Consider the following 25,399-nt stretch of genomic DNA (forward strand, 5'->3'; position numbering starts at 1 on the left):
GTTCATGGAAACGTCGGTCATCTTCCCGGTCATGCCCAAGGACCCCACGGACGCGGTTCCGTTCGCGGAACTCGTCGCGGGAGGGGACCTGGCACGGCTGTGGCAGGGCCAGTCCCTCACCATCGAATCCCATCAGTTGTTCGCCTACCTCGCGGGCATGGGATTCCGGTTCCCGGTCGGTACGTCCGTGACCCTGATGCCGTTGCGCCATCCGATGGAGGCGGCGGCCCACGCGCGCTCCCTCGCCCGTCTGACCGGCAGACGGATGACGCTCGGAATCGGGCCCGGATCACCCGACTTCGTGGCGAGTCTGCGCGGTGAGCCCTACGAGAGCCCGAGAGCCGCGTGCGCCGACTATCTCCGCCAACTGCGCGGATTCCTCGGTGAGCGGCGGGAGGAGGGTGAGTGGAGGGAAGAAGCATCCGGGGGCGGCGACGCGCAATCCGGACTGCCCGATCTCGGTCATCCCGGTGTGGAGATCGGCCTGGGAGTTCTGCGCCCGGCGCTCGCCCGGGTGGCGGGTGAGCTGGCCGACGCGGCGATCAGCTGGATGACACCGCCCGCGTACCTCGCGCGTGACCTCGTGCCCGCCCTGCACCGCGGCGCCCGAGCGGCGGGCCGCCCCGTGCCGCGGCTGGTCACCGTCGTGCACGTCGCCGTCGCCCGCAGTGGGCGCGATCCGCGCCAACTCGCCTTCACGGCCGCCCGTGCGCACCTCGGCGCACCGCACTACACCGACATGCTGAAACGCGCGGGGCTGCGGGTGCACCCGTCACAGCCCTATCTCAACGCGCGCGCCCTGGTCGACTCGGGAACATTCGTCTACGGAACTCCGCGGGAAGTGGCGGCCGCATTGGGCGAATACGCCCGGGCCGGCGTGGACGAGGTGGTCCTCAACTCGGCGGGTGTCGGTCTTGCGCACGGCTGGAATGCCGCCGTCGAGGACCTCGCCGAAATCTCGGCCGAAATCCGCCTCGCGCAGCCGGACTTGATCGTGTGAGGGCTAGGCTCACCTTGCCGAGAGGTGACGCGAAAGGAATGAACGATGACCGAGGAAGTGCAACGGTGGCTGAAGGAGAATGCTCTGCCGTTGCGGGACTTGCACGCCGAGGCATCGGAACCGGATCACGGCGACCTGGAGCCGTTGCGAAAAACCTTGAACGACGTACGAGTTCTGGGAATGGGTGAGGCGACGCACGGGACCGCCGAATTCTTCCGGCTCAAGCATCGATTACTGCGGTTCCTCGTCGAGGAAATGGCGTGCACCGCCCTGGCGATGGAGGCCAGCGCCTCGGCCGCGCGGGCCGTCGACGACTACGTGCTGCACGGCACCGGTGACGCCGCCGACGCACTCGCGGGCCTCGGCTTCTGGACCTGGCGGACCCGGGAGATGCTCGACGTCGTCGAGTGGATGCGGGAGCACAACCGGACCGTTCCGCGCGAGCGCGCCGTGCGTTTCGCCGGCATCGACCCCCAGCGCTGCGGTACCGCCCTGACCGCCCTCGACGCCGCGCTGCGCACACTGGCGCCGGAACGGGCGGACCTCGGCGGCGGCCTCCTCGGCACGCTGGCCGACGCCAAGCCGGGATCCCTCACCGTCCAGAGGCAGCAGATCCTCGCCGAGGCGCGTGAACTCGTACGCTTCCTCGAAGAGGGCAGGGCCGGACTCGCGGCACGCGCCGGAGCCGAAACGGTCGACGACGCGCTGGCCCACGCACGCAGGATCGTGGCGGCGGCCGACGTGGCCTCGCGGCCGCTGCGCGGCGACGGCGAGGAACCGGGCGCACTGGCGGTCCGGGACCGGTACATGGCACAGGAAGTGATCGCCCTGGAGGAGCGGTCGCCCGGCAAGGTGGCCGTATGGGCCCACAACGGCCATGTCATGACCGACTGTTACGCGGGAGACGTACCCGCGATGGGACAGCACCTCCGAAGCCACTACGGAGAGCGCTACTACGCCCTCGGGCTGCTCTTCGGGGAGGGCGCCTTCCGCGCCCGCCCCGGGAACTCCGCGACGCGCACGCCCAGGAAGCACACCATCGCATCGGCGGGCCCGCGGTCGGTCGAGGGCCGGCTCGCCTCGGTCACACCGGAGGATCACCTCGTCGACCTGCGCGGCGGCCGGGCCCGGCCCGCCGTCGCCGAGTGGCTGGAGGACCGCCGGTTCGTACGGTCCTTCGGCGCCTCGGTGCCGCGCGTGACGTACCGCTTCCACCTGGCTCCGACGGTGCTCGCCCGGGAGTACGACGGGCTGGCGTACGTGGCCCGCTCGACACCTTCGACTCCGCTGCGCTGAGACGATGGGACCGACGCGCGGTCGCGACCGGTGGCGCGCGTTCGGCGACCAGTGAGGTGAGAGATGCGGTTCACCACCCGGCCCACCCTCCAGGGCACCTTCGGCATGGTGTCCTCCACCCACTGGCTGGCCTCGCAGTCGGCGATGGCGGTGCTGGAGGACGGCGGCAACGCCTATGACGCCGCGGTCGCGGGCGCGTTCGTGCTGCACGTCGTCGAGCCGCATCTCAACGGGCCCGCCGGCGAGGTGCCGATCCTGCTCGCCCCGGCCGGCGGTGAGGTGCGGGTGCTGTGCGGGCAGGGCGTGGCACCGGCGGGGGCGACGGTCGCGCACTACCGGGGACTCGGCCTGGACCTCGTCCCCGGCACGGGCCCGCTGGCCGCGGCCGTGCCGGGCGCGTTCGACGCCTGGCTGCTCCTGCTGCGCGACCACGGCACCAAGTCCCTCGCCGACGTCCTGAAGTACGCCATCGGGTACGCCGAGCACGGGCACGCGCCCGTGGAGAACGTCGGCGCGACCGTCGAGAGCGTGCGGGGGCTCTTCGAGACGGAGTGGACCTCGTCGGCCCAGGTGTACCTGCCCGGCGGAACGGCACCCCGGCCCGGCGAGCTGTTCCGCAACCCCGCCCTCGCCGCCACCTGGAAGCGGCTGCTCGCCGAGACCGAGGCAGCGGGCGACCGGGAGGCGCGGATCGACGCCGCGCGGGAGGTGTGGCGCTCCGGCTTCATCGCCGAGGCACTGGTACGGCAGGCCGCGCGGCCCACCCTGGACACCAGCGGCGAGCGGCACACCGGCACGCTCACCGCCACCGACCTCGCCGACTGGTCCGCGGCCTACGAGAGCCCCGCGACGTACGACTGGAACGGCTGGACCCTCTGCAAGGCCGGCCCCTGGAGCCAGGGCCCGGCCCTCCTCCAGCAGCTCGCGCTGCTCCCTCCCGAGCTGCCCCCGTACGGCTCGGCCGCCTATGTGCACCTGCTCATCGAGGGCTGCAAGCTCGCCATGGCCGACCGGGAGGCCTGGTACGGGGACGCGGCCGAGGTACCGCTCGGTGAGCTGCTGTCGGACGCCTACAACGCCGGGCGGCGGGCGCTCGTCGGCGACAAGGCCTCGTACGAGCTGCGCCCCGGCAGCCCGGGCGGGCGCAAGCCCCGGCTGAGCGAGCACGCGCGCGTGGCGGCCGCCGGCAGGCCCGGCTTCGACCCGATGGGCGTCGGGGAGCCGACCCTCGCGAGCGTGCCGGCCGAGCCCGAGGTGGCGGCCGCCGACGGCGGCACCCGCGGCGACACCTGCCACCTCGACGTCGTCGACCGCTGGGGGAACATGATCGCCGCCACCCCCAGCGGCGGCTGGCTGCAGTCCAACCCGGTCGTGCCCGAACTCGGCTTCCCGCTCGGCACCCGGCTCCAGATGACCTGGCTGGAGGAGGGCCTGCCCAACTCCCTCACCCCCGGCCGCCGTCCCCGCACCACCCTCACCCCGTCGATCGCGCTGCGCGACGGGATCCCGGTTCTGGCGTTCGGCACGCCCGGCGGCGACCAGCAGGACCAGTGGCAGCTGCACTTCTTCCTGGCCGTCGCCCTGCGCGCCCCCGTCCGCGGCGGGCTCGACCTCCAGGGCGCGATCGACGCCCCGAACTGGCACAACGACAGCTTCCCCGGCTCCTTCTACCCGCGCGGACGGCAGCCGGGGAGCGTGACCGTAGAGTCCCGCACGGCCCCGGAGGTCGTCGACGAACTCAGACGGCGCGGCCACGACGTCACGGTCGCCGACGGCTGGTCCGAGGGCCGGCTGTGCGCGGTGGCGCGTGACCCGGAGACCGGCATCCTCTCGGCGGCCGCCAATCCGCGGGGCATGCAGGGATACGCGGTGGGCCGCTGATCATCGGCCCCCGCTGTTCGTCCGGATTCCATCTCACGTTCACTGGGCGGGTGGGGATTGTCAGAGGCGCGTGCTCTCATGGAGGGCATGATCGGAGACACCGAAACCTGGGGGTCCCCCCTGGACGAAGCCCTTGTGGGAGAGTTCCTCGCCCGCCACTCCGCCGATGTGGAAGAGGCGGTGCGCAAGGCCGCCGCGACCGAGATCCTGCCCCGCTTCCGCCGGCTCGCCGAGCACGAGATCGACCAGAAGAGCGGACCGCACGACCTGGTGACGGACGCCGACCGGCTCGCCGAGGAGTACCTCACCGCGGCGCTCGGCGCCCTCCTGCCCGGCTCCGTCGTGGTCGGCGAGGAGGCCGTGCACGCCAACCCGGCGACGTACGAGGCGATACGGGGCGACGCGCCGGTCTGGATCGTCGACCCGGTCGACGGCACCCGGCAGTTCGTGCACGGTGACCCCGGCTTCTGCACGCTGGTCGCGCTCGCCCACCGGGGCGTCCTGCTCGCCTCCTGGACCTACGCGCCGGCCCACGACCAGCTGGCCACGGCCGTCCGGGGCCACGGCGCCTTCCTCGACGGACAACGGCTCATCGCGGGCGAGCCCACACCGGGGCGGGACCTGGAGATAGCCACCTCCCACCCGGACTACACGACGGACGAGCAGAAGCGCGCCCTGCTCGGCCTGTGGACCGAGGGCGTCGCGCCACGCGCCTGCGGTTCCGCCGGGCTGGAGTATCTCGCCGTCGCCAAGGGCGAGCTGGACGCCACCGGCTTCAGCTGGGAGGCCGCCTGGGACCATGCGGCGGGCCTGCTCCTCGTCGAGGAGGCCGGCGGCACCCACCTCACCCGCACCGGAGAGCCGTTCCGCATCACCGGCGGCAACGTCCTCCCGTTCACGGCGGCCCGGGACGCGGCCACGGCCCACCGGGTGGTGGAACTGCTGCGGGGCGCCGGCTGAGCCGCGGCTCCCCGCGGCGCGAGGGCACCCGTACCGCCGGATTCCGCTTCACGCACCCGCCCACGGCCGTCCCGCACGCTGCGCGGTCCACCCCGCACGCACCCCGATTCCGCTTCCGGGGCCCGCCCGGATGCGCCCCCGGGGCGCCCCGCCGAGCCCACCCGCGCCCCCTGGGCCGTCGGTCCCCCGGCATATCCTGATCCCGAGTGGCCGTCGGCTGACGAAGGAGTCCGAAGGTGCCGTCGATGTTCGATGCGGTCGTGGTGGGAGCGGGGCCGAACGGACTGACGGCTGCCGTCGAGCTCGCCCGCCGCGGATTCTCCGTCGCCCTGTTCGAGGCCCGCGACACCGTCGGCGGAGGCTCCCGCACCGAAGAACTCACCCTCCCCGGCTTCCGCCACGACCCCTGCTCCGCCGCCCACCCCCTCGGCATCAACTCGCCCGCGTTCCGCGCGATGCCCCTCGACCGGTACGGCCTGGAGTGGCTGCACGCCGAGCTGCCCATGGCACACCCGTTCCCGGACGGCACGGCCGCGGTGCTCGCCCGCTCCGTGGCACGGACGGCCGCCTCCTTCGGACCGCGCGACGCGGGGGCGTACCGCAGACTGGTCGCGCCGTTCCTCACCAAGTGGGACACCCTGGTGCAGGACTTCATGTCGCTGCCGCTCACCGCGCTCCCGCGCGACCCGGTCACCCTCGCCCGCTTCGGCCTGACCGGCCTGCCGCCCTCCACCTGGCTGATGCGCCGCTTCCACGACGAGCGGGCCAGGACCCTGTTCGCCGGTCTGGTCGCGCATGTCATGGCTCCGCTCAGCGGCTTCGCCACCGGCGCCATCGGACTGGTCTTCGCACTGGCCGCGCACGCCCGCGGCTGGCCCGTGGCCCGCGGCGGCTCCCAGTCGATCTCCGACGCCCTCGCCGCCTACCTCAAGGACCTCGGCGGCAGCGTGCACACCGACTACGAGGTCAAACGGCTGGACGACCTGCCGCCCGCCCGCGCCTACGTCTTCGACACCTCGCCCACCGCCCTGGCCCGCATCGCCGGCTTCGGCAACCACTACGAGGGCTACCGCTACGGCCCCGGCGTCTTCAAGGTCGACTACGCCCTGGACGGCCCGGTGCCCTGGACCGCCCCGGAGGCACGGGTGGCCACGACGGTGCAGATCGGCGCCGACAGCGCGGAGATCGGCACCGCCCTGCGCGCCGTGTCCCGCCAGGGCCGCGCACCCGAGCGGCCGTTCATGATCACCGTGCAGCCCGGTGTCGTCGATCCCACCCGCGCCCCGGAGGGCAAGCACGTCTTCTGGGCGTACGGCCATGTGCCCAGCGCCTGGACCGGCGACCTCACGGACGCCATGGAGCGCCAACTGGAGCGCTTCGCCCCCGGCTTCCGCGACCGCGTCCTCGCGCGGGCCACCGCCGGTCCGCCCGAACTGGCCGCCCGCAACGCCAACTACGTCGGCGGCGACATCGGCTCAGGCGCGGTCTCGGGCCTCCAGATCCTGCTGCGCCCCAAGCTGTCCCTGTTCCCCTACAACACCCCGCACCCCGCGGTCTTCATCTGCTCCTCGGCCACCCCGCCGGGCCCCGGAGTGCACGGCATGTCCGGCCACAACGCGGCGAAGGCCGTCTGGCGGCGGCTGCGCCAGGAGCCGTGACCCGGCCGCCGTGGCCCGGTGCTGCGCGAGCGCCCCACGGAGCCCCGGCTGGTATAGAGGCAGCCATGACCACCATCACGCTCGCCCGGGGCGACATCACCCGCCAGACCGCCGACGCGATCGTCAACGCGGCCAACTCCTCGCTCCTCGGCGGCGGAGGCGTGGACGGCGCGATCCACCGGCGCGGGGGACCGGCGATCCTTGCGGAGTGCCGGGCCCTGCGGGCCTCCCGTTACGGCAAGGGCCTGCCCACGGGCCAGGCCGTCGCCACGACCGCGGGGGAGCTGGACGCGCGGTGGGTGATCCACACGGTCGGCCCGGTCTGGTCGTCCTCCGAGGACCGCTCGGAGCTGCTGGCCTCCTGCTACCGGGAGTCGCTCCGCGTAGCCGACGAGCTGGGTGCCCGGACGGTCGCGTTCCCGGCGATCTCCACCGGCGTGTACCGGTGGCCGATGGACGATGCGGCTCGCATCGCGGTGGAAGCAGTGCGGGGCACATCGACAGTCGTCGAGGAGGCGCGGTTCGTCCTCTTCGACGACCGTGCGTACGAGGTGTTCGCGGCCCGACTCGGCTGACCACGGCGGACGGCGGGCAGCGGAAGCACCCTCCCCCGTGCCGTCGGCGACGCGCGTGACATCATCGGCGGGGCCACAGGACCCCGGATTCGTGCTCGACCGTACCGGCACGACGCCCGGGACGGCCCGAGACGAAGGAGCACGATGAACCCGGGTCCCACGGCCCCGCCGGTGGCGCCGATCACCGCGCTGCTGCAGGACTTCTCCCTGGAGATGACCGGCAAGGACATCCCCGCACTGGAGGAGGCCGGCGCCACCATCCCCCGCGGCACCCGCATCAACGTCACCTTCCTCGGCAACGAGAACCTCGCGATGCGCCTCGACGCCGCCCGCGCGGTCAAACGCCTCGGCTTCGTCCCCGTCCCGCACATATCCGCCCGGCGCCTCGGCTCGCGGGCGGACCTGGAACATTTCCTCGCCGGGCTCCGGGCCGACGGCGCCGCCGACAACGTGTTCGTCGTCGGCGGCGACCCCGCCCGCCCCGAGGGACCGTACGAGGACGCCCTCACCGTCATCCGCACCGGACTCCTCCAGCGCCACGGCGTCCGGCACGTAGGCATCAGTGGCTACCCGGAGGGCCACCCCGCCATCGCCGACCACGCGCTGTGGTCGGCGCTGACGGACAAGAGCACGGTCCTCGGGTCCCAGCGGCTCGCGGGCGACGTCATCACCCAGTTTGGTTTCGACGTGGACCGGGTGCTCACCTGGGTGGAGCGGGTGCGCGAGCGCGGTGTCGACCTGCCGATCCGCATCGGCGTCCCCGGACCCGCCGGAGTGCGCCGTCTCATGGGCTACGCCACCCGCTTCGGCGTCGGCACCAGCGCCTCCATCGCGCGGAAGTACGGCTTCTCGCTGACCAACCTCGTGGGTACGACGGGACCCGACCGTTTCCTGCGCACGCTGGCCCGGGAGTACGACGTCCGGCGCCACGGCGATCTGAAGGTGCACTTCTACACGTTCGGCGGGCTGCGGGCGACGTCGGAGTGGATCGCCCGGTTCCGGCAGGAAGCCTGACGCGAGGCCCGCTCGGGTGCCGTCTGTATCCGATCGGTGACCCACGAGCGCGGCGGTTCCTTCCAGAGGCATATGTACCCGGTGTGCCCTGCTCTTGGGCTTGCGCGGTTCATGTCATGCCCCTTATAACCGTCCCTGCAGGCATCGGTGGGGATGGCCGGAAATGGCGGTTGCCGCCGGCCAGGGGGGATCCTCAGCTCCGCCGGGATCGGCATCAACGCATCCAGATCCACGGAGACCGAGGACATGACCGACAACGCCTTTCGCGACGCCATGACCCGCCTGGCCGTCGACCCGGCCTTCAGAGCCGAACTCGACGGCGACACCGATGAGGTGGCCCGAAGACTCGGCCTGACACCCGCCCAGGTCACGGAGCTCCGCTCGCTCCGTGTCGAGTCCGGCACCGACGGGGGACCGGCCGCACTCGACCAGCGGCTGTCCAAGTCGTCCCTGTTCTTCGGCAGCGCGGCACATGCGCTGGCCCACCATGACGTTTCGGATGTTCCGGACGTTCCGGTCGACCATGGCCAGGAGGCCGCCGCAGGTGGCTTCGACGCGTCGGCCACCGGCGCGCAGAGCCTGCTCGGCGGGGGACTGGTCCACGGATCGCCGACCGAAGGGGGCGGTGGATTCGGTGAGTTCGGGCAGGCCGGTGACTTCGGCGGGTTCGGGAACGAGGACGGGTCGGATCTCGGTGGGTTCGGCGGGCTCGGTGGACATGCCGGCGGTGCCGAGGGCGGCTTCGGCGGAGGTGATGCCGGGGGGCCGGGTGGCTTCGGCGGGTTCGGTGAAGGTGGTGCCGACGGCGGTCTCGGCGGGTTCGGTGACGGCGGGTTCGGTGACGGTGGCGCAGGTCCCGGAGGGTTGGGCGAAGGCGGCTTCGGTGACGGTGGAGTCGGCCCCGGCGGGTTCGGTGACGGAGGGTTCGGCTCTGGAGGCGACCTCGGCGGATCGGGCGGATTCGGGGACCTCGGCGGTCACGGCGGCGGCTTCGGCGGTGAGGGCGGCGGCGACGCCGGTCACTTCGGCCACGGCGGCATCTTCGACCGTGACGAGGGCGACGGCCACGGCGGCGGCGGTGGTGGCGAGGGCGGCGGCGCAGGTGGTGGCGGCGGTGGCGGTGAGGGCGGTGGCAGCGGTGAGAACGGCGACCGTCCCTCCGGCGGTGGCGGCCATGGTGGCGGTGACAGCGGTGGCGAGGGCGGCGGCGCAGGTGGTGGCGGTGGCGGCGAGGGCGGCGGCAGTGGAGAGAACGGCGACCGTCCCTCCGGTGGCGGCGGCCACGGTGGCGGTGAAGGCGGCGGTGGCGGCGAGGACGGCGGCGGCGGTTCCGGCGGTTCCGGCGGAGGCGAAGGCGGCGGTGGCAGTGGTGAGAACGGCGACCGTCCCTCCGGTGGCGGCGGCCATGGTGGCGGTGACAGCGGTGGCGAGGGCGGCGGCGCAGGTGGTGGCGGCGGCGAGGGCGGCGGCAGCGGAGAGAACGGCGACCGTCCCTCCGGCGGTGGCGAAGGCGGCGGTGGCGAGAACGGCGGCCGTGGCCGGGAAACCATAGGCGGTGGCTCCGAGACCGTGCGCGGCGGTGTGAACCTCCCCGGTGCCTCCCGCATCGGCGACGTCGCCACACACCTGTCGCCCTCCGCGCCCGACACGGACGGCGGCTTCTCCGACGGAACGTTCATCAGCGGATCCGGCGCGGGCTGAGCCGACGCATGCTCTGCCACGCCTGCCGCGTCCATGTGCGACGCGACTTCCCGTACTGCCTGCACTGCGGCACCCTCCGCCGCGGTGCGGCACCGACGTCGTACGCCGCGCCGCATCTGCGCGGCCTCGACGACCCCACCCTGCTCGTCCCGCTCACCGGCCCGGTCACCACGCTGGGCCGGGGCGCGGACAACGACGTCGTCCTGTCCGACGCCAGCGTGTCCCGCAGCCACGCCCGGATCGTCCGTACCGAGTCGGGCTTCCGGGTCGAGGACCTGGACTCGTTCAACGGCACGGCCGTGGCCGGCGTCGATCTGCACGGCGGCGCGGCCCACCTCGCCGACGGCACCGAGCTGTCCGTCGGCGACGTACGCCTGCTGTTCGAGCAGCCCCGCGAGGCCCACATCGGCCAGCGCACCCAGGTCGTCGGCACCCAGCTCACCCAACTCCCCACCGCCGTACAGGAGGCGGCGCCGGAGGCGAACGGCCCGCTCACCGCACGCCCCCGCCGCCGCTCCGGCTGGGCGCTCAAGCAGGTGCCCACCGATCGCGGCGAACCCCGCTGGGTGCTGAACAACACCCGCACCGGCGTGTACCTGGAGCTGGACGAGCGCGAGGTCTTCCTCTGGCACGCCGTCGACGGCGAGAACACCGTACGGGACCTGCTGTTCGCCTACGCCGAGCGCTTCGGCGAGCTGGCCCTGCCGCGCATCGAGGCGGCGCTCGCGGCGTTCGCGAACGCGGGACTGCTGCGCGGCCTGCCCGGCCGCCCCGAGGAGGCGGAGCGGAAGGGCTGGCGGCGCGTCGCACACGCCGTGTACCGGGCGCTGCTGAAGCTGGAGATCTCGGTCCCCGGCCTCGACAAGTCCGTCACCCGCGTCTACCACGCCTTCGGCTGGCGGTTCTTCACCCGGACCGGCGTGACGCTGGTCTGGCTGTCGGTGGTCGGCGGCCTCGCCGCGTTCTTCGTCGCCCAGGGCAGGCAGCACCTGCTGGACTTCGGCGGAGCGGGCGTCTGGGGCCCGGTGCTGCTCGCCGCCGGATACATCTCCGCCCTCGTCGTGCACGAGTTGACGCACGCCCTTGCCGTGAAGTCGTACGGTCGCAAGGTCCGGCGCGGCGGGTTCCTGCTCATGATGGGCATGCCGTTCGCGTTCGTGGACACCAGCGACATGTGGTTCGGCACCCGCCGGTCGCGGGTCGTCGTTGCGCTGTCCGGACCGCTGTCGACGGCGGCACTGGCCGGCTGGTGCGCGGCGGGCGCGGCCTTCCTGCCCGCCGGACCGGCCTCGGCCGTCCTCTTCCAACTGGCCTTCGGGCTCTATCTGAACACGCTCTACAACTTCAACCCCCTGATGCCGCTGGACGGTTACCAGGCCCTGACCGACGCACTGCGCGTGCCGCGCCTGCGCGAGGAGGCGAGCGCGTACTTCCGCAAGGGCCTCTGGCAGGACCTGCGCGCGGGCAGCAGGCCAGGCCCGCGGCAGGCGGGCATGGCCGCGTACGGCCTCGCGGTCGTCGTCGGGACGTACGGCTTCCTGGTCCTCGCCCTGCTGGCCTGGCGCTCCCGGATCGGCGACCTGCTGGACGGATGGCTGTCCCAGCCCTGGACCACGGTCATCGAGGCCGTCGTGGTGGCCCTGGTGGCCTTCCCGGTGTGGTCCGCGCCGGTGCGGTGGCTGGCCCGCCGGGTGCGGCGCCGACGTGCTGCGCGGGACGCAGCACCGGCTGCGGCAGTGGGCGCGGCCGTGGAGGGAACGGCATGACCGAGGACACCGGCAGACCCGGCCAGTGGGCCGTTCCCGGCTACGAAGGCGTGCGTACGCTCGGCGAGGGCGCCGGTGGACGGGTCGTACTGGCCCGGCACACCGCGACCGGGGTACCCGTAGCGATCAAGTACCTCGGTGAACGCCTGCGCGGCGACCGCGAGTTCCTCGCCCGCTTCCGTGCGGAGGCCCGGCTGCTGGGCGAGTTGCGGCACCCGTGCGTCGTGCGGCTGTACGAGTACGTCGAGGCGCGCGGCGGTGCCGCCATCGTGATGGAGGCGGTGGACGGCGTCAGCCTCCGCCAACTGCTGCGCCGGCACGGGGCGACCGGCCCCGAGGCCGCCCTGGTGCTGCTCAAGGGCTCGCTGCTGGGGCTCGGCGCGGCCCACACGGCCGGGGTGGTCCACCGCGACTACAAGCCGGAGAACGTGCTGGTCCGCGCCGACGGCACCAGCGCGCTCGCCGACTTCGGCATCGCCGTACGCACCGGACGCGAGACCGAGGCCGCCGGCACGCCCGCCTACATGGCACCCGAACAGTGGCAGGGCGAACCTGCCGGACCGGCGGGCGACGTGTACGCCGCGGCGGCGGTGTTCCACGAGTGCCTGACCGGGCGCCGCCCGTTCACCGGCGACGACGTGACCGCCCTGCGCCTGCAGCACCTCAGGGCTCCCGTCCCCCTGGACGACGTACCCGCGCCCGTACGCGGGCTGCTGCGCCGGGGGATGGCCAAGGACCCGGCGGAGCGGCCGGGCATCGAGGACTTCCTCGCCGACCTGGAGCGGTCCGCCGTCGAGGGGTACGGCGCCGACTGGGAGGAGCGCGGACGCCGCAGGCTCGCCGAACTCACCGCGCTGCTCGCCCTGTTGTTCCCGTTCACCGCGACGGCGGCCCTCGACGCTCCGGCCCGGGCGCTGACGCTGCTCGGCCGATTGAGACGCAGCGGCTGGAAGGCCGCCGCCGGAGCGGCCGCGCTGGCGGTCGTCGCGGGCGGGCTGACATCCGTGGCGGCCCGCCCGCACGACACGTCGACGACGGTGGCCAGTTCGGTGCCGTCGGATGTCAACTCCCGTTCGCTGCCGGATACTTCACCCTCCACGTCCCCGACCGGTGCCTCCCCCACGGCCGACACCACCCCGACCGCAACCCCTTCGGACGGCCCGACGGCCTCACTCACCCCCGCCGCGAGCACTGCCCCGCCGACGGAGTCCCCCAAGCCGACCACCGCGAGCCCGGCCACACCCACCCCCGGCACGATCACGATCACCATCGGCTCCTGGCAGCGGGGGCAGACCCCCGGCACGCTGGTCGCCGACGTCACCGTCGACACGACCGGCACCGGGCCCGTGACCGTCACGGCCGACTACTACGTGGACACGCCCGCCGATCCCTACGGCAACCAGACCCAGAAGCTGTCCGGCAGCACGCACTACCCCGTGACCTTCGTGGCCGACTTCTCCAACCACCCGTGCCGGGGAACCTGGATGGTCACGCTCACCAGCACTCCGGCGGCCGCGAACGGACCGCAGACGGCTTCCCTGGACGCACCGCCGTGCTGAGCGCCGTACCGAGCGAGAACGAGAACGGACCGACATGACGACAGCCACCACCGTCGCCGGGCGCACCCCGTCGGGCTGGTCGCGCGACGCCCGCCACGGCACCTGGCACGCGCTGCTCCCGGCCAAGTCCGGCGAGCCCCCGCTCGGCGCGCTGCGCATCGACCGCGCCCTGCTCGCCCCGGAGGGCACACGCGAGCGGCTGGCGTCCGCGGTGCTCGCCGTGGCCCGGCTCCGGCTGCCCGGGGTGCTCGGCACGGTCGACCTCGTCGCGGAGGCCGGGGAGGTCTGGCTGATCACCGCCCGGCCACCGGCTCCCACGCTCGCGGACCTGCTGGCCGGCGGCGGACCGGACCTCGACGCGGGGAGCGCGGCCAGCGTCCTGAACGAGACCGCGCAGACCCTGCTCGCACTCCACGCCGCCGGCCTCGCCCACGGGGCCCTGGACACGGACACCGTCGTCCTCGCCCCCGACGGTGTCGCCCTGCTCGCCGGGGCCGCACTGGGCGCGGTGCTGGGTGACGCCCCGGACCGCGCGCGCCGCGAGGCCGACATCGCGGCCTGGGCCGGGCTGTGCCGCACTCTTGGCGAGGCCTGGGCTCCCGGCGGTACGCCCGCCGCGGCCCTGTTCGTACACTGCTCCACCACGGCCGCTGCCGAGGGCCTTGCGGCGGCCCGGGCGGCACTGGTCGCCGGGCGAGCGGCGCTTCCGGCCGACTTCCTGCGCCGTACGGCACTGCGCGCGGCGGTGGCGGCGGCACCGGAGATCACCGAGGCGCCGTCGGCGGCGGGCACCGGGTCGGACAGCGGGGGCGCCGACTCCGACCCCGCCCCCACCGCCTCCAAGCCCGTAACACCCGAAGCGGACGACCGTGCCACGCCGGACGATCAGCTGACCATCCTCACCCGCTCCCGCTCCCGCTCCGTCCCGGACCACACCCACCCCACCGCCGCCCCGGACGACCAGGCCACCGTCCTCGGCAGACGCAACCGCGTCCCGGCCGAATCCCCGGCGGCCGTACCGCCTCCGCCCTCGGAGGACGACGGCGAGATCCTCCTGCGCTTCGGCCCCGGCATCCCCGTCGAGGCCCAGGACGCCCTCCGCGCGCAGTGGGGCACGCCGCTCGTGCCCCCTGACCCCGACCGCCGCCAACGCCGAAGACGCCGGGGCTGGGTCGCCACGACCGCCGTCCTGACGATCGCTGCGGTCCTGCTCTGGCTGCTTCTGCGCCCGAGCCCCGCCCCGACGGTCACGGCGGTCGAAGTCCAGGCGCCCGCCGGGCGGTTGCACTGCGGGCAGACCGCCGATCTGGTGGGCGTCGTGACCACCGACGGCCGCGGCGGCCCGGTGACGTACCACTGGCTGCGCAGCGACGGCCACGACTCCGGCGAGCTGGTGCACATGGCCCACCGCGGAGACCCCAGGGTCACCGTGCACCTGCGCTGGACGGTCCGCGGCCCCGGCAGCTTCCGGGGCACCGCCCGCCTGCGGATCGCGCACCAGCGAAAGCCGGTCGAGGCGCAGGCGACCTTCAGCTACGCCTGCTCCTGACGGCTCCGGCCGGGCCCGACCAGCTGTCCTGGTCCGGCAAGGTAGGTGTCGGATTCTCGCCAGCGGCCGCCCGGCCCGTGGCCGATGCTGGACACATGCGGAAAGGGATGCACCTCGATCGGGATCGATGTGTGCGGGCCGTGCAGTCCAAGGACGCGCGGTTCGACGGATGGTTCTTCACGGCCGTAGTGACGACACGTATCTACTGTCGGCCCAGCTGCCCGGTGGTACCGCCCAAGCCGGACAACATGACGTTCTACCCGAGCGCGGCCGCCTGTCAGCAGGCCGGTTTCCGGGCCTGCAAGCGCTGCCGGCCCGACACCAGCCCCGGTTCCCCGGAGTGGAACCAGCGCGCCGACCTGGTGGCCCGCGCCATGCGGCTGATCGCCGACGGTGTGGTGGACCGCGAGGGCGTGCCCGGACTCGCCACCCGCCTCGGCTACAGCACCCGGCAGGTCGAACGCCAACTGCTCGCCGAACTGGGCGCCGGCCCCCTCGCGCTCGCCCGCGCCCAGCGCGCCCAGACCGCCCGGATCCTCGTCGAGACGACCCCGCTGCCGATGGCGGAGATCGCCTTCGCGGCCGGCTTCTCCTCGATCCGTACCTTCAACGACACCGTGCGCGAGGTCTTCGCGCTCTCCCCGAGCGAACTGCGCGCCCGCGCACCGAAGAGGCAGACCGGAGGCGCCCCGGGCGCGCTGTCCCTGCGCCTGCCCTTCCGCGCCCCGCTCAACCCCGACAACCTCTTCGGCCATCTCGCGGCCACCGCCGTACCGGGCGTCGAGGAGTGGCGGGACGGCGCCTACCGGCGGACGCTGCGCCTGCCGTACGGCCATGGAATCGTGGCCCTGACCCCCAGGCCCGACCACATCGCCTGCCGCCTCACCCTCAGCGATCTGCGTGATCTGACCGTCGCCATCAGCCGCTGCCGACGTCTGCTCGACCTGGACGCCGACCCGGTCGCGGTCGACGACCAGCTGCGCACGGACCCGTTCCTCGCGCCGCTGGTCGACAAGGCCCCGGGCCGGCGCGTGCCGCGCACCGTCGACGAGGCCGAGTTCGCCGTCCGCGCCGTACTCGGCCAGCAGGTCTCCACCGCGGCAGCCCGTACCCACGCGGCCCGCCTGGTCACCGCGTACGGCAAACCGGTCGACGACCCGGAGGGCGGCCTGACCCACCTCTTCCCGGCCCCCGAGGCGCTCGCCGCCCTCGATCCCGGCCGGCTGGCGATGCCCCGCACCCGCCGCACCACCTTCACCACACTGGTCGCGCAACTGGCTGACGGAAAGCTCCACTTGGGCGTGGAGAGCGACTGGACGGAGGCCCGCGCCAAGCTGCTGTCGCTGCCCGGATTCGGCCCCTGGACGGTCGACGTCATCGCGATGCGCGCCCTCGGCGACCCCGACGCCTTCCTCCCCACCGACCTCGGAATCCGGCGTGCCGCACAGGAGTTGGGCCTGCCCGGCACCCCGGCCGCCCTCACCGCACGCGCGGCGGCCTGGCGCCCCTGGCGGGCGTACGCCGTCCAGTACCTGTGGGCGACCGACAGCCACCCGATCAACTTCCTTCCCGTGTAAGGACCTTGCCGTGAAGAACCACACCGTCACCGACAGCCCGTACGGCCCCCTCACCCTCATCGCCGAGGACGGCACCCTCTGCGGTCTCTACATGGAGGACCAACGCCACCGCCCGCCCGAGGAGACCTTCGGCACCCGCGACGACGACGTGTTCACCGAGACACAGGAACAGCTCACTGCCTACTTCAAGGGCGAGTTGAAGGAGTTCACCCTCGAACTCCGCCTGAACGGCACCCCCTTCCAGCGCAGGGTCTGGGAACAACTGCGGCTGATCCCCTACGGCGAGACCCGCTCGTACGGCGAACTCGCCGAAGCCCTCGGCAATCCCCAGGCCTCCCGCGCGGTCGGCCTCGCCAACGGGAAGAACCCGATCGGCATCATCGTCCCCTGCCACCGCGTCATCGGCGCGAACGGCAGCCTCACGGGCTACGGCGGCGGCCTGCCCCGCAAGCAGCGCCTGCTGGACTTCGAACGGGGCGCCGGCCTCTTCTAACCGTTCCGCATCCCTTCCAACAGCTTGGGCAGCGCGCTGCCGATCGGCTCGCGGATCACCTCGTCGGCCCGGTCGTCGTACGGAGTCGGCTCGGCGTTGACGATGACGAGCCGGGCGCCGTTGTCGGCGGCGACGCCTGCGAGCCCGGCGGCGGGCTGTACCTGGAGGCTGGAGCCGACGGCGATGAAGACGGTGCAGGCCTTGGTGATCGCCATGGCTTCCCCGAGGACGACCGGGTCGAGGCGTTCGCCGAACATGACAGTTGCCGACTTGAGGATTCCGCCGCACTCCAGGCAGGGCGGGTCCTCCTCGCCGGCCTCGACCCGGGCCAGCGCGTCGTCCATCGGGCCGCGGGCGTGACACTTCGTGCATACGACACTGCGGACGGTGCCGTGCAGCTCCAGCACCTTGCGGGCGGGCATCCCGGCGAGCTGGTGCAGGCCGTCCACGTTCTGCGTGATCACCCGTACCGGGATCCCGGACTTCTCCAGCTCGGCGACGGCGAGGTGCGCGGCGTTGGGCTCGGCCTTCAGGGTGCGGTTCTTGCGTCGCATCTGCCAGGAGCGTCGCCGGATGTCGGGGTCGCCCATGTAGTACTCGTACGTCACGAGCTTCTCGGCCTCGGGGTCCCGCCGCCACAGGCCGTTCGGACCGCGGTAGTCGGGGATGCCGGAGTCCGTGGAGATACCGGCGCCGCTCAGGATCGCGACGAGGGGCTTGGTCATGGGCCGAGAGTAGGACGGCTGCCTCTGTGGGGCGAACGGATATTCGGGGCGCCGATGGGGCGGTGATCCGCGGGGCCGGGAGGGACGGGGAGTCGCGGACGGACACCTGGGAGAGGAACATCGGAGTCACGGAGGCAAGGTGGTGGCTGATGGGGACGCCGTCGATGCTTTTCAGTGAGAGTCCGGAGGATCCGTTCGCTCTCGGGCATGGCGCCTCGGCCGTGTTCGACGACCACGGCACCGTGGTCGGCTGGAGTGCACGTGCAGAGGAACTGCTGGGCTATTCGGCCAAGGAAGTGATCGGACGGGCATGGCGGGACGTCCTGATCGACGCCGTTGATCTGCCTGCCGCGCGGTCCGTCGTCGTGGACGCCGTGAGGACGGGGGGCTGGTTCGGGGTCCTGTCCGTCCGGCACCGCGACGGACGACGGCTCCGGATGGGCTTTCGGGCCCGTGCCATCACCCGGGACGGGAACAGCCGGGAGTGGGTCCTGGTCGGAGCCCCTGCCGCCGAGGTCATCGCCTGGCAGCGGGACCGTGCGCTGCTGGACGGTCTGTACCGCCGGTCCCCGATCGGTCTGGTCACCTACGGCCCGGACAGGAGAGTGCTCCGGGTCAACCGTGCGGTCGAAAAGGCGAGCGGCGTCCCGGCCGAGGCGCCGGTGGGCCATCACCCCCGGGAATTCATGGTCGACGAGGACGCGGGTTCGGTCGATGAGCGGGTACGGCACGTCCTGGAGACCGGCGAGCCGTTGATCTTCACGGAACAGTCCGCCCGGGCACGCCACGATCCCGGCCGGGAGCGGATCGTGTCCGTCTCCGCGTTCCGGATGGAAGACCCCTCGGGCCGGGTTCTCGGCGTGGCCGAGACGATCGAGGACGTCACCGACCGCCACCGGGCCCAGCGAAGGCTCGCCCTGCTGAACGAGGCGAGCGCCCGGGTCGGCAACTCACTGGACGTGATCCGGACCGCCCGGGAACTGGCCGAGGTGGCCGTCGACGGCCTGGCCGACTACTGCTCGGTGGACCTCCTGAAGCCGGTGACACTGGGTGACGAACCACCCCCCGGTGTGAAAGGCCCGCTGCTCCGAGTGGCCCTGTCGCCACCGGAGCGCCGCATACCGTTCCACGAGGGCGAGGTGGTCCCGCTCCTTCCGGAGTCGGCGCAGGCGCGGTGCCTGGCCGAGCGGCGCACGATTCTCGACCGGCAGCTGTCCCTCCGCGCCGAGTGGTACGCCATGGACCGGCGACGGGTCGAGGTCGCCGCGGGCCTCGGCGTTCATTCGCTGATCGCGGTGCCCCTGGTGGCACGCGGACTGGTACTGGGCGTGGTGAGCCTGTGGCGGGCGCGCCACTCGGAGCCCTTCGAGGACGACGATGCCGCGGTGGCCCAGGAGATCTCCTCGCGTGCGGCCGTCTGCATCGACAACGCGCGCCGCTTCACTCAGCAGCAGAGCGCCGCGCTGACCCTCCAGCGCAGTCTGCTGCCGAGCGCGGTGTCCGACCTGCCGGCCGTCGAGGTGGCCTGCCGATACCTCCCGGCGAGCGGTGAACCGGGTATCGGCGGTGACTGGTTCGATGTGATCCCGCTGTCAGGGGCCCGGGTCGCCCTCGTCGTGGGGGACGTGGTCGGCCACGGCATCCACGCCGCGGCCTCGATGGGCCGCCTGCGGGCCGCCGTGCGCACCCTGGCCAGCCTCGACCTCGAACCCGGCGAGGTGATGGCCAGGCTGGACGATCTGGTCAGCCTGCTGGCCACCGAGGTGGAGGCGAACGCCGACGGCATGGGGTCGGCGGACGAGCAGGTCCTCGGCGCCACCTGCCTCTACGCGGTCTACGACCCGGTCTCCCGGCACTGCTCCTTGGCCCGCGCCGGCCACCCGGCACCCCTGGTGTCCACACCGGACGGCGAGGTGACCGTGCTCGACCCGCCCGCGGGGCCACCGCTCGGCCTGGGCGGACTGCCGTTCGAAACGTACGACCTCGACCTCCCCGAGGGCAGCCTGCTCGCGCTCTACACCAACGGCCTCCTGGAGGCGCGCAGCGGCGATATCGACGCCGCGCTGGAGAACCTGCGCGCATGCCTCGCCCACACCACCGATCCGCTGGACGACACCTGCCACGCCGTGATCGAGGCGCTGCTGCCCGTCGGCCACGTCCCCGCCGACGACATCGCGCTGCTCATCGCCCGTACCCGGGTGCTGCCGCCGGAGAACGTCGCCTCGTGGCAGCTGCCCCTGGAAGCGACCGCCGCCGCCCGCGCCAGGGAGCTGGCCACGGCGAAACTGACCGAATGGGGGCTGGAGGAGCTGGCCTTCACCACCGAGCTGGTCGCCAGCGAGCTCGTCACCAACACCTACCGGTACGCGGAGGGCCCCATCACGCTGCGCCTGATCCGTACGCAGTGGCTGATCTGCGAGGTGTCCGACACCAGCCACACCGCCCCGCACCTCAGACGGGCCCACAGCACGGACGAGGGCGGGCGCGGGCTCTTCCTGGTCGCGCAGCTCACGGAGCGATGGGGCACCCGCTACACCTACGACGGCAAGACCGTCTGGACGGAGCAGTCCCTGCCGCCCGCATGAACCGCGAGCGGTGGCCGCGGAGCCGTCGTCAGATCACCCGGTGGCCGTTCTCCAGCTCCGCCGTTCCCGAGCCCTGGGCCAGGACGTCCAGTGCGGCCAGGACGCGGCGGCCCAGGGCGCCGGGCAGATGGGCGGAGAGCTCCTCACGGGGGACCAGACGCCAGGACAGCAGCTCCTCCTCCTGGAGCCTGATCGCCGCGAACTCGGACTCGGCGAGGACCCCGCCGTCGTACAGGTACGCCACCAGCGGCGGCCGTCCCGTGCCGTGCACCCAGTCCACCGCGAGCAGTCGCCCGAGCTCGCGGTCGAGGCCGATCTCCTCGGCCGTCTCACGGCGGGCGCCCTGGCGCGGTGTCTCCCCGTCGTCGGACTCGATGGTGCCGCCCGGAAGCGCCCAGCCCTCGCGGTAGTTGGGCTCGACGAGCAGCACCCGGTCCTCGGCGTCGCGGAACAGGGCGGCCGCCCCGGCCAGGATGCGGGGGAGGCCCGCGATATACGTGGCAAAGTCCTGAGTGGTGGTCACCCAAGGAAGGGTAACCAGCCCGGTCGTTCCACAGCGTGGCGAACTCGGGGCCGGGGACGAGGAGTTCGTCGACCGGTTCGTCGCCGTACCCCTCGGCCGGACGTCGGCTAGACCGCCGTATGGGTCGGCTGGACCGCCGCCCCGGCCAGGCGCAGCGTCCGCTCCGCCAGGTCGCTGATCCGGACGCCGTCGAAGCCGAAAACCGCGCTGCGCACTGTGTCCTCCAGCGGGTCCTTCCACTGGGCCGGGATGGCCGCCGCGCCGGTCAGCACCCCGGCCACCGAACCCGCCGTCGCGCCGTTGGAGTCGGTGTCCAGGCCGCCGCGGACGGTGAGCGTGATGGTGCGGGTGAAGTCGCCGTCGCCGTACAGGAGCCCGGCGGTGAGGACGGCGGCGTTCGGGATGGTGTGGATCCAGCCGAGGCCCGCGGTCTCCTCGGAGACGGTCGTGAGCGTGTCCTCCCAGGTCAGGCGGGTCTCGTGGAGGGACATGACCCGGCGTACGGTACGCGCCAGGCGGCAGGTCGCCGGTACGACGGTGAGCGCGGTGTCGATCGCGTGCCGCACGGTCGGCGCCGTGAACGCCGCCGAGATCAGTGCCGCGGCCCACATCGCGCCGTACACACCGTTGCCGGTGTGGGACAGCACGGCGTCCCGGCGGGCCAGGGAGGCCGCGCGCTGCGGGGCGTCCGGGCAGGTCCAGCCGTAGATGTCGGCGCGGATCAGGGCGCCGATCCACTCCTGGTACGGGTTCTCGTACGTCGCCGTCAGCGGCGGCTTCAGACCGTTGGCGAGATTGCGGTAGGCCGCGCGCTCCGCCGTGAAGGTCTGCAGATACGGCAGCCGCAGCAGCCACAGGTCTCCGACCTGCTCGGTGCTGAAGTCGAAGCCGTGGGTCTCCAGGAGGTGCAGACCCAGGATCGCGTAGTCGACGTCGTCGTCGCGGCAGCTGCCGTGGATATGGCCGCGGACGCACTGGCGCCACTCCGGGCGCAGTTGGAGGCCGTCGGTGTCGTCGGCGGGCTCGGGGAGGTAGTCGGTCAGGGGCAGGGCGGCGGCCTGCCGTAGGTAGCGGTCGATGCGGTCGCGCGTCCACAGGTCGCCCTGCTCGACCGGTTTACCGAGCATGTTGCCCGCGATCCGGCCGAGCCAGCCCCCGAGGATGCGGTCGGCGAGCTCTGGCTCAGTGCCCACAGGGGTCATGGCTCCGGTTTACCCGATTTCGGGGGCGGGCGTGCCGTATTGGGGGCTGTTCAGGGCGAGTGGCACAGGGAGTTCCCAGCGGCATCCCAGGCGCTCCCCAGGGGCTTCCCAGGGTTCGGGCGGGGCATGACGGCGGGGGTGTCCTGCGGTTATGGTCGCAGCGGCGCGACTGGCCCCGCTGTGCGAGGGCCCGGAGAGCAAGGGGAATGCAAGGTGGCGGACGCTGCTGTGAACGAGACCCGAAGGGTGCTCATCGCCGCGGACAAGTTCAAGGGCTCACTGACGGCCGTCGAGGTCGCCGAGCGGGTGACGGCCGGACTGCGCCGGGTCGTGCCGGGCCTCGAGGTGGAGTCAATGCCGGTGGCCGACGGCGGCGACGGGACGGTGGCCGCGGCGGTCGCCGTCGGCTTCGAACGGCGGGAGATCCGGGTCGCGGGGCCGCTGGGGCAGGAGGTCACCGCCGCGTTCGCGCTGCGCGGCGGCACCGCGGTCGTGGAGATGGCGGAGGCGAGCGGGCTGCAGCGGCTGCCTGCCGGGGTCTTCGCGCCGCTCACGGCATCGACGTACGGCTCGGGAGAGCTGCTGGTGGCCGCGCTGGACGCGGGGGCGCGGACGATCGTGTTCGGCGTCGGGGGCAGTGCCACGACGGACGGTGGGGCGGGGATGCTGTCCGCGCTCGGCGCGCGCTTCCTGGACGAGGACGGGGAGCCGGTGCCGCCGGGCGGGGGCGGGCTCGCCGATCTCGCGCGGGCGGACCTGTCCGGTCTGGATCCTCGGCTGGCCTCGGTCGACCTCGTGCTCGCGAGCGATGTCGACAATCCGCTGACGGGGCCGAAGGGTGCGCCGGCGGTGTACGGCCCGCAGAAGGGGGCTTCGCCGGACGATGTGGAAGCGCTGGACGAGGCGCTCGGGCACTTCGCGAAGGTGGTCGAGGCCGCGGTCGGGCCGCGGGCGGCGGAGTATGCGGCGTCGGCGGGGGCCGGGGCGGCGGGTGGCATCGGGTACGGGGCGCTGTTGCTGGGGGCGCGGTTCCGGCCCGGTATCGAGGTCATGCTGGACGTGCTGGGCTTCGCGCCCGCGCTGGAGCGGGCGTCGCTGGTGATCACCGGGGAGGGTTCCCTGGATGAGCAGACGCTGCACGGGAAGGCTCCGGCGGGGGTTGCGGCGGCCGCGCGGCGTGCGGGCAAGGAGGTTGTCGCCGTGTGCGGGAGGCTCGCGCTTGCGCCGGCGGAGCTGGAAGGGGCGGGGATCGTGCGGGCCTATCCGTTGACGTCGGTCGAGCCGGATGTCGCGAAGTGCATCGCGGATGCGGGGCCGATTCTTGAGCGGGTCGCGTCCCTCATCGCCGAGGACTTCTTGCGCCCACCCACCCACCCGACTCGGTGACTCGAGCAGTCGCCGCCACGGGGCTCCGCCCCGGCCCCCGGCGGGGACTGCGTCCCCTGCACCCCCTGTTTCCCACCCAACCGCCCAACTCGGTGGCTCAAGGGGCGGCCGTCGCGGGGCTCCGCCCCGGCCCCCTGCGGGGAGTGCGTCCCCTGCACCCCTGACCACCTCGCCCCGTCGGCACAACCCAGCCCGTCCGGCGTTCGAGGACGAGGCCGTTCAGGTCGGCAGCGGGGTCGGGGGGCGCAGCCCCCGGTGGACGTCGGCACCAGCGCCGGGTGACCGGAAAGCGAAGGGCCCCGAACCCAAACGGGTCCGGGGCCCTCAGCGGCCGGCGCTACGGCAACTGCGCCGCCCGCGCCTCCCGCCGGTTGTCGCGGAAGTTGTTGACCCGGCGAGCCGTGGCGAACAGGGGGATCACCGCCCCCATGACCAGCTGCAGCGCGCAGCCCGTCTGGAGGAGGAGCTGGCCGCTGGGGGCGTCGAAGGCCCAGGCGGCCAGGAGGCCCATCGACAGGACGATCCAGGCCAGCATGGCCACGGCCAGGCGGCCCCGCGGCTTCGGATACTCCACCCGGCTCACCATCAGCCACGCCGTGCCCAGGATGGCCAGGAGCGTCGCCACGAAGGGAAGCTCCAGCAGGACGATGGAGACCACCGTCAGCGCGCCGAACGGGGACGGCATGCCCTGGAACATGCCGTTTCTCGGCGTCACGCACGAGAAGCGGGCCAGCCGGAGCACGACGGCCAAGAGCACCACGATTGCCCCGAGCGCCGCCACTCTCTGGTGCGCGTCGTCCGCCACCATGCCGTAGACGAGGACGAAGTACGCGGGCGCCAGGCCGAAGCTGATCAGGTCGGAGAGGTTGTCCAGCTCCGCGCCCATCGGCGAGCTGCGCAGCTTGCGCGCCACCAGGCCGTCGAACAGATCGAAGACAGCCGCGCAGAGCATGAGGATGACTGCGGTGGCGGCCGAGTGGCGCGCCATACCGGCCGACTCGTCATTGCCCGTCAGGTGCGGGATCAGAATGCCGGTGGTGGTGAAGTACACCGCCATGAAGCCGCACGTGGCGTTGCCGAGGGTGAGGGTGTCCGCTATTGAGAGGCGGAGCGAGAGAGGCATCTCCTCCTCGTCGTCCACCTCGTCGGCCTCGGGCACCCAGCCCGCCTGTGTCTCCGGATCAATCACGGTCAATGCGAGTCACCCCAGCCACCGTCTTCTGGCCGACCTCGACCGCGACCTCCACGCCCTCGGGCAGGTAGAGGTCGACACGCGAGCCGAAGCGGATCAGACCGATACGGTCGCCCTGCTCGACCTTCGTGCCCTGGGGCACGTACGGGACGATACGGCGGGCCACCGCGCCGGCGATCTGGATCATCTCGATGTCGCCGAGTTCGGTGTCGAAATGCCAGACTACGCGCTCATTGTTCTCGCTCTCCTTGTTGAAGGCGGGAACGAAGCCACCGGGGACGTGTTCGACCGACGTGATCGTGCCGGAGAGCGGCGCACGGTTCACGTGGACGTTGAGCGGGCTCATGAAGATCGCGACGCGGGTGCGCCCGTCCTTCCAGGGCATGATGCTCTGCACCACACCGTCGGCGGGCGAGATGACGCGGCCCGGGGCGATCTCGCGCTCGGGGTCGCGGAAGAACCAGAGCATGCCCGCCGCGAGCGCGGTGGCGGGTACGGCGACGGCCTTGGCGGCGCCGGAGCGGCGGGCGCGCAGAAGGCTGACGGCTGCGGTGGCGACGGTCGGGAGGAGCCACGGCGATGCTCCGCGCGCGAGGCGTACGCCGGCCAGGCTGTCTCGATGTGCAGAGGTTTGGCTGTGGGGCATGGATGACCTTCGTAGCGGATGATGCCGCGCAAGAACAGGGGACGGCGGCTTTCCGGGATCGTACCGGTCCCGGGCCGCAACTGGGCAAGCCAGGAAGCCGAGTCGGCAGCT

Annotated in this window: 20 protein-coding genes; 14 read left to right on the forward strand and 6 right to left on the reverse strand. The window is 72.9% G+C overall.

Features of this window, described 5'->3' with window-relative positions; translation table 11 throughout:
* Positions 1-4: 4 nt before the first annotated feature.
* The 7 genes from ACZ4EG_RS07250 (at position 5) to ACZ4EG_RS07280 (ending at position 8,384) form a co-directional block, all read left to right on the forward strand.
* Positions 5-1,000, forward strand: coding sequence for an LLM class flavin-dependent oxidoreductase (locus ACZ4EG_RS07250; RefSeq protein ID WP_467789877.1), 996 nt, complete (start codon positions 5-7; stop codon positions 998-1,000).
* Positions 1,001-1,180: 180 nt separating this feature from the next.
* Positions 1,181-2,296 (forward strand): erythromycin esterase family protein, encoded by a 1,116-nt coding sequence (locus ACZ4EG_RS07255; protein WP_467789878.1) that lies wholly within the window; start codon positions 1,181-1,183, stop codon positions 2,294-2,296.
* A gap of 63 nt (positions 2,297-2,359) precedes the next feature.
* Positions 2,360-4,177 (forward strand): gamma-glutamyltransferase family protein, encoded by a 1,818-nt coding sequence (locus tag ACZ4EG_RS07260; RefSeq protein WP_467789879.1) that lies wholly within the window; start codon positions 2,360-2,362, stop codon positions 4,175-4,177.
* An 87-nt stretch (positions 4,178-4,264) separates the two neighbouring features.
* Positions 4,265-5,137 (forward strand): inositol monophosphatase family protein, encoded by an 873-nt coding sequence (locus ACZ4EG_RS07265; protein ID WP_453556281.1) that lies wholly within the window; start codon positions 4,265-4,267, stop codon positions 5,135-5,137.
* 245 nt (positions 5,138-5,382) lie between these two features.
* Complete coding sequence (locus ACZ4EG_RS07270; RefSeq protein WP_390707104.1) at positions 5,383-6,795, forward strand: phytoene desaturase family protein; 1,413 nt, start codon at positions 5,383-5,385, stop codon at positions 6,793-6,795.
* A gap of 65 nt (positions 6,796-6,860) precedes the next feature.
* A complete protein-coding gene (locus ACZ4EG_RS07275) occupies positions 6,861-7,370 on the forward strand; it encodes an O-acetyl-ADP-ribose deacetylase (RefSeq protein WP_453556279.1) in 510 nt (169 codons plus the stop codon).
* 144 nt (positions 7,371-7,514) lie between these two features.
* Complete coding sequence (locus tag ACZ4EG_RS07280; protein WP_467789880.1) at positions 7,515-8,384, forward strand: methylenetetrahydrofolate reductase; 870 nt, start codon at positions 7,515-7,517, stop codon at positions 8,382-8,384.
* Between the two features lie 123 nt (positions 8,385-8,507).
* Here ACZ4EG_RS07280 and ACZ4EG_RS07285 read toward each other — a convergent pair whose 3' ends face one another.
* Entirely contained in the window at positions 8,508-10,010 is a 1,503-nt protein-coding gene (locus tag ACZ4EG_RS07285) for a hypothetical protein (protein ID WP_467789881.1), read from the reverse strand.
* Between the two features lie 83 nt (positions 10,011-10,093).
* Between ACZ4EG_RS07285 and ACZ4EG_RS07290 the strand changes: the two genes are divergently transcribed.
* From ACZ4EG_RS07290 to ACZ4EG_RS07310, 5 genes are all read left to right on the forward strand, one after another.
* Positions 10,094-11,851, forward strand: a complete 1,758-nt coding sequence (locus ACZ4EG_RS07290; RefSeq protein WP_467789882.1) for an FHA domain-containing protein — start codon at positions 10,094-10,096, stop codon at positions 11,849-11,851.
* On the forward strand, positions 11,848-13,410 hold the full coding sequence (locus ACZ4EG_RS07295) for a serine/threonine-protein kinase (protein WP_467789883.1): 1,563 nt from the start codon (positions 11,848-11,850) through the stop codon (positions 13,408-13,410). Before ACZ4EG_RS07290 ends, ACZ4EG_RS07295 begins: the two co-directional genes overlap by 4 nt.
* Before the next feature lie 34 nt (positions 13,411-13,444).
* Positions 13,445-14,959: a hypothetical protein gene (locus tag ACZ4EG_RS07300; protein ID WP_467789884.1), complete on the forward strand. Its 1,515-nt coding sequence runs from the start codon at positions 13,445-13,447 to the stop codon at positions 14,957-14,959.
* A gap of 107 nt (positions 14,960-15,066) precedes the next feature.
* Positions 15,067-16,536: an AlkA N-terminal domain-containing protein gene (locus ACZ4EG_RS07305; protein ID WP_467789985.1), complete on the forward strand. Its 1,470-nt coding sequence runs from the start codon at positions 15,067-15,069 to the stop codon at positions 16,534-16,536.
* A 10-nt stretch (positions 16,537-16,546) separates the two neighbouring features.
* Positions 16,547-17,029, forward strand: a complete 483-nt coding sequence (locus ACZ4EG_RS07310; protein ID WP_467789885.1) for a methylated-DNA--[protein]-cysteine S-methyltransferase — start codon at positions 16,547-16,549, stop codon at positions 17,027-17,029.
* On the opposite strand, the gene ACZ4EG_RS07315 is transcribed toward ACZ4EG_RS07310, so the two are convergent.
* Positions 17,026-17,754 (reverse strand): SIR2 family NAD-dependent protein deacylase, encoded by a 729-nt coding sequence (locus tag ACZ4EG_RS07315; RefSeq protein ID WP_453556258.1) that lies wholly within the window; start codon positions 17,752-17,754, stop codon positions 17,026-17,028. The genes ACZ4EG_RS07310 and ACZ4EG_RS07315 overlap by 4 nt on opposite strands.
* A gap of 149 nt (positions 17,755-17,903) precedes the next feature.
* Between ACZ4EG_RS07315 and ACZ4EG_RS07320 the strand changes: the two genes are divergently transcribed.
* Entirely contained in the window at positions 17,904-20,339 is a 2,436-nt protein-coding gene (locus tag ACZ4EG_RS07320) for a SpoIIE family protein phosphatase (protein WP_467789886.1), read from the forward strand.
* 28 nt (positions 20,340-20,367) lie between these two features.
* Here ACZ4EG_RS07320 and ACZ4EG_RS07325 read toward each other — a convergent pair whose 3' ends face one another.
* Together ACZ4EG_RS07325 and ACZ4EG_RS07330 are read right to left on the reverse strand one after the other, a co-directional pair.
* On the reverse strand, positions 20,368-20,862 hold the full coding sequence (locus ACZ4EG_RS07325; protein ID WP_467789887.1) for an NUDIX domain-containing protein: 495 nt from the start codon (positions 20,860-20,862) through the stop codon (positions 20,368-20,370).
* A gap of 107 nt (positions 20,863-20,969) precedes the next feature.
* The gene (locus ACZ4EG_RS07330) at positions 20,970-22,064 is read right to left on the reverse strand and encodes an ADP-ribosylglycohydrolase family protein (protein WP_467789888.1); all 1,095 of its coding nucleotides are present in this window, start codon (positions 22,062-22,064) and stop codon (positions 20,970-20,972) included.
* 246 nt (positions 22,065-22,310) lie between these two features.
* On the opposite strand from ACZ4EG_RS07330, the gene ACZ4EG_RS07335 reads away from it, so the two are divergent.
* A complete protein-coding gene (locus ACZ4EG_RS07335; RefSeq protein ID WP_467789986.1) occupies positions 22,311-23,450 on the forward strand; it encodes a glycerate kinase in 1,140 nt (379 codons plus the stop codon).
* Positions 23,451-23,787: 337 nt separating this feature from the next.
* On the opposite strand, the gene pssA is transcribed toward ACZ4EG_RS07335, so the two are convergent.
* A complete protein-coding gene (gene pssA / locus ACZ4EG_RS07340; protein WP_263216781.1) occupies positions 23,788-24,609 on the reverse strand; it encodes a CDP-diacylglycerol--serine O-phosphatidyltransferase in 822 nt (273 codons plus the stop codon).
* Positions 24,610-24,631: 22 nt separating this feature from the next.
* Positions 24,632-25,288, reverse strand: coding sequence for a phosphatidylserine decarboxylase (locus ACZ4EG_RS07345; protein ID WP_316755659.1), 657 nt, complete (start codon positions 25,286-25,288; stop codon positions 24,632-24,634).
* Positions 25,289-25,399: the final 111 nt, after the last annotated feature.

It is taken from the genome of Streptomyces sp. NPDC025638 (assembly GCF_055558775.1).

Excerpts from the sequence above, each read along its gene's own strand:
- ACZ4EG_RS07320 (WP_467789886.1), top strand. The coding sequence starts at position 17,904 with ATGGGGACGCCGTCGATGCTTTTCAGTGAGAGTCCGGAGGATCCGTTC.
- ACZ4EG_RS07275 (WP_453556279.1), top strand. The coding sequence starts at position 6,861 with ATGACCACCATCACGCTCGCCCGGGGCGACATCACCCGCCAGACCGCC.
- ACZ4EG_RS07330 (WP_467789888.1), bottom strand. The coding sequence starts at position 22,064 with ATGACCCCTGTGGGCACTGAGCCAGAGCTCGCCGACCGCATCCTCGGG.
- ACZ4EG_RS07290 (WP_467789882.1), top strand. The coding sequence starts at position 10,094 with ATGCTCTGCCACGCCTGCCGCGTCCATGTGCGACGCGACTTCCCGTAC.
- ACZ4EG_RS07300 (WP_467789884.1), top strand. The coding sequence starts at position 13,445 with ATGACGACAGCCACCACCGTCGCCGGGCGCACCCCGTCGGGCTGGTCG.
- ACZ4EG_RS07250 (WP_467789877.1), top strand. The coding sequence starts at position 5 with ATGGAAACGTCGGTCATCTTCCCGGTCATGCCCAAGGACCCCACGGAC.
- ACZ4EG_RS07280 (WP_467789880.1), top strand. The coding sequence starts at position 7,515 with ATGAACCCGGGTCCCACGGCCCCGCCGGTGGCGCCGATCACCGCGCTG.
- ACZ4EG_RS07265 (WP_453556281.1), top strand. The coding sequence starts at position 4,265 with ATGATCGGAGACACCGAAACCTGGGGGTCCCCCCTGGACGAAGCCCTT.
- ACZ4EG_RS07315 (WP_453556258.1), bottom strand. The coding sequence starts at position 17,754 with ATGACCAAGCCCCTCGTCGCGATCCTGAGCGGCGCCGGTATCTCCACG.
- ACZ4EG_RS07305 (WP_467789985.1), top strand. The coding sequence starts at position 15,067 with ATGCACCTCGATCGGGATCGATGTGTGCGGGCCGTGCAGTCCAAGGAC.
- ACZ4EG_RS07270 (WP_390707104.1), top strand. The coding sequence starts at position 5,383 with ATGTTCGATGCGGTCGTGGTGGGAGCGGGGCCGAACGGACTGACGGCT.
- ACZ4EG_RS07260 (WP_467789879.1), top strand. The coding sequence starts at position 2,360 with ATGCGGTTCACCACCCGGCCCACCCTCCAGGGCACCTTCGGCATGGTG.
- ACZ4EG_RS07255 (WP_467789878.1), top strand. The coding sequence starts at position 1,181 with ATGGGTGAGGCGACGCACGGGACCGCCGAATTCTTCCGGCTCAAGCAT.
- ACZ4EG_RS07295 (WP_467789883.1), top strand. The coding sequence starts at position 11,848 with ATGACCGAGGACACCGGCAGACCCGGCCAGTGGGCCGTTCCCGGCTAC.
- ACZ4EG_RS07345 (WP_316755659.1), bottom strand. The coding sequence starts at position 25,288 with ATGCCCCACAGCCAAACCTCTGCACATCGAGACAGCCTGGCCGGCGTA.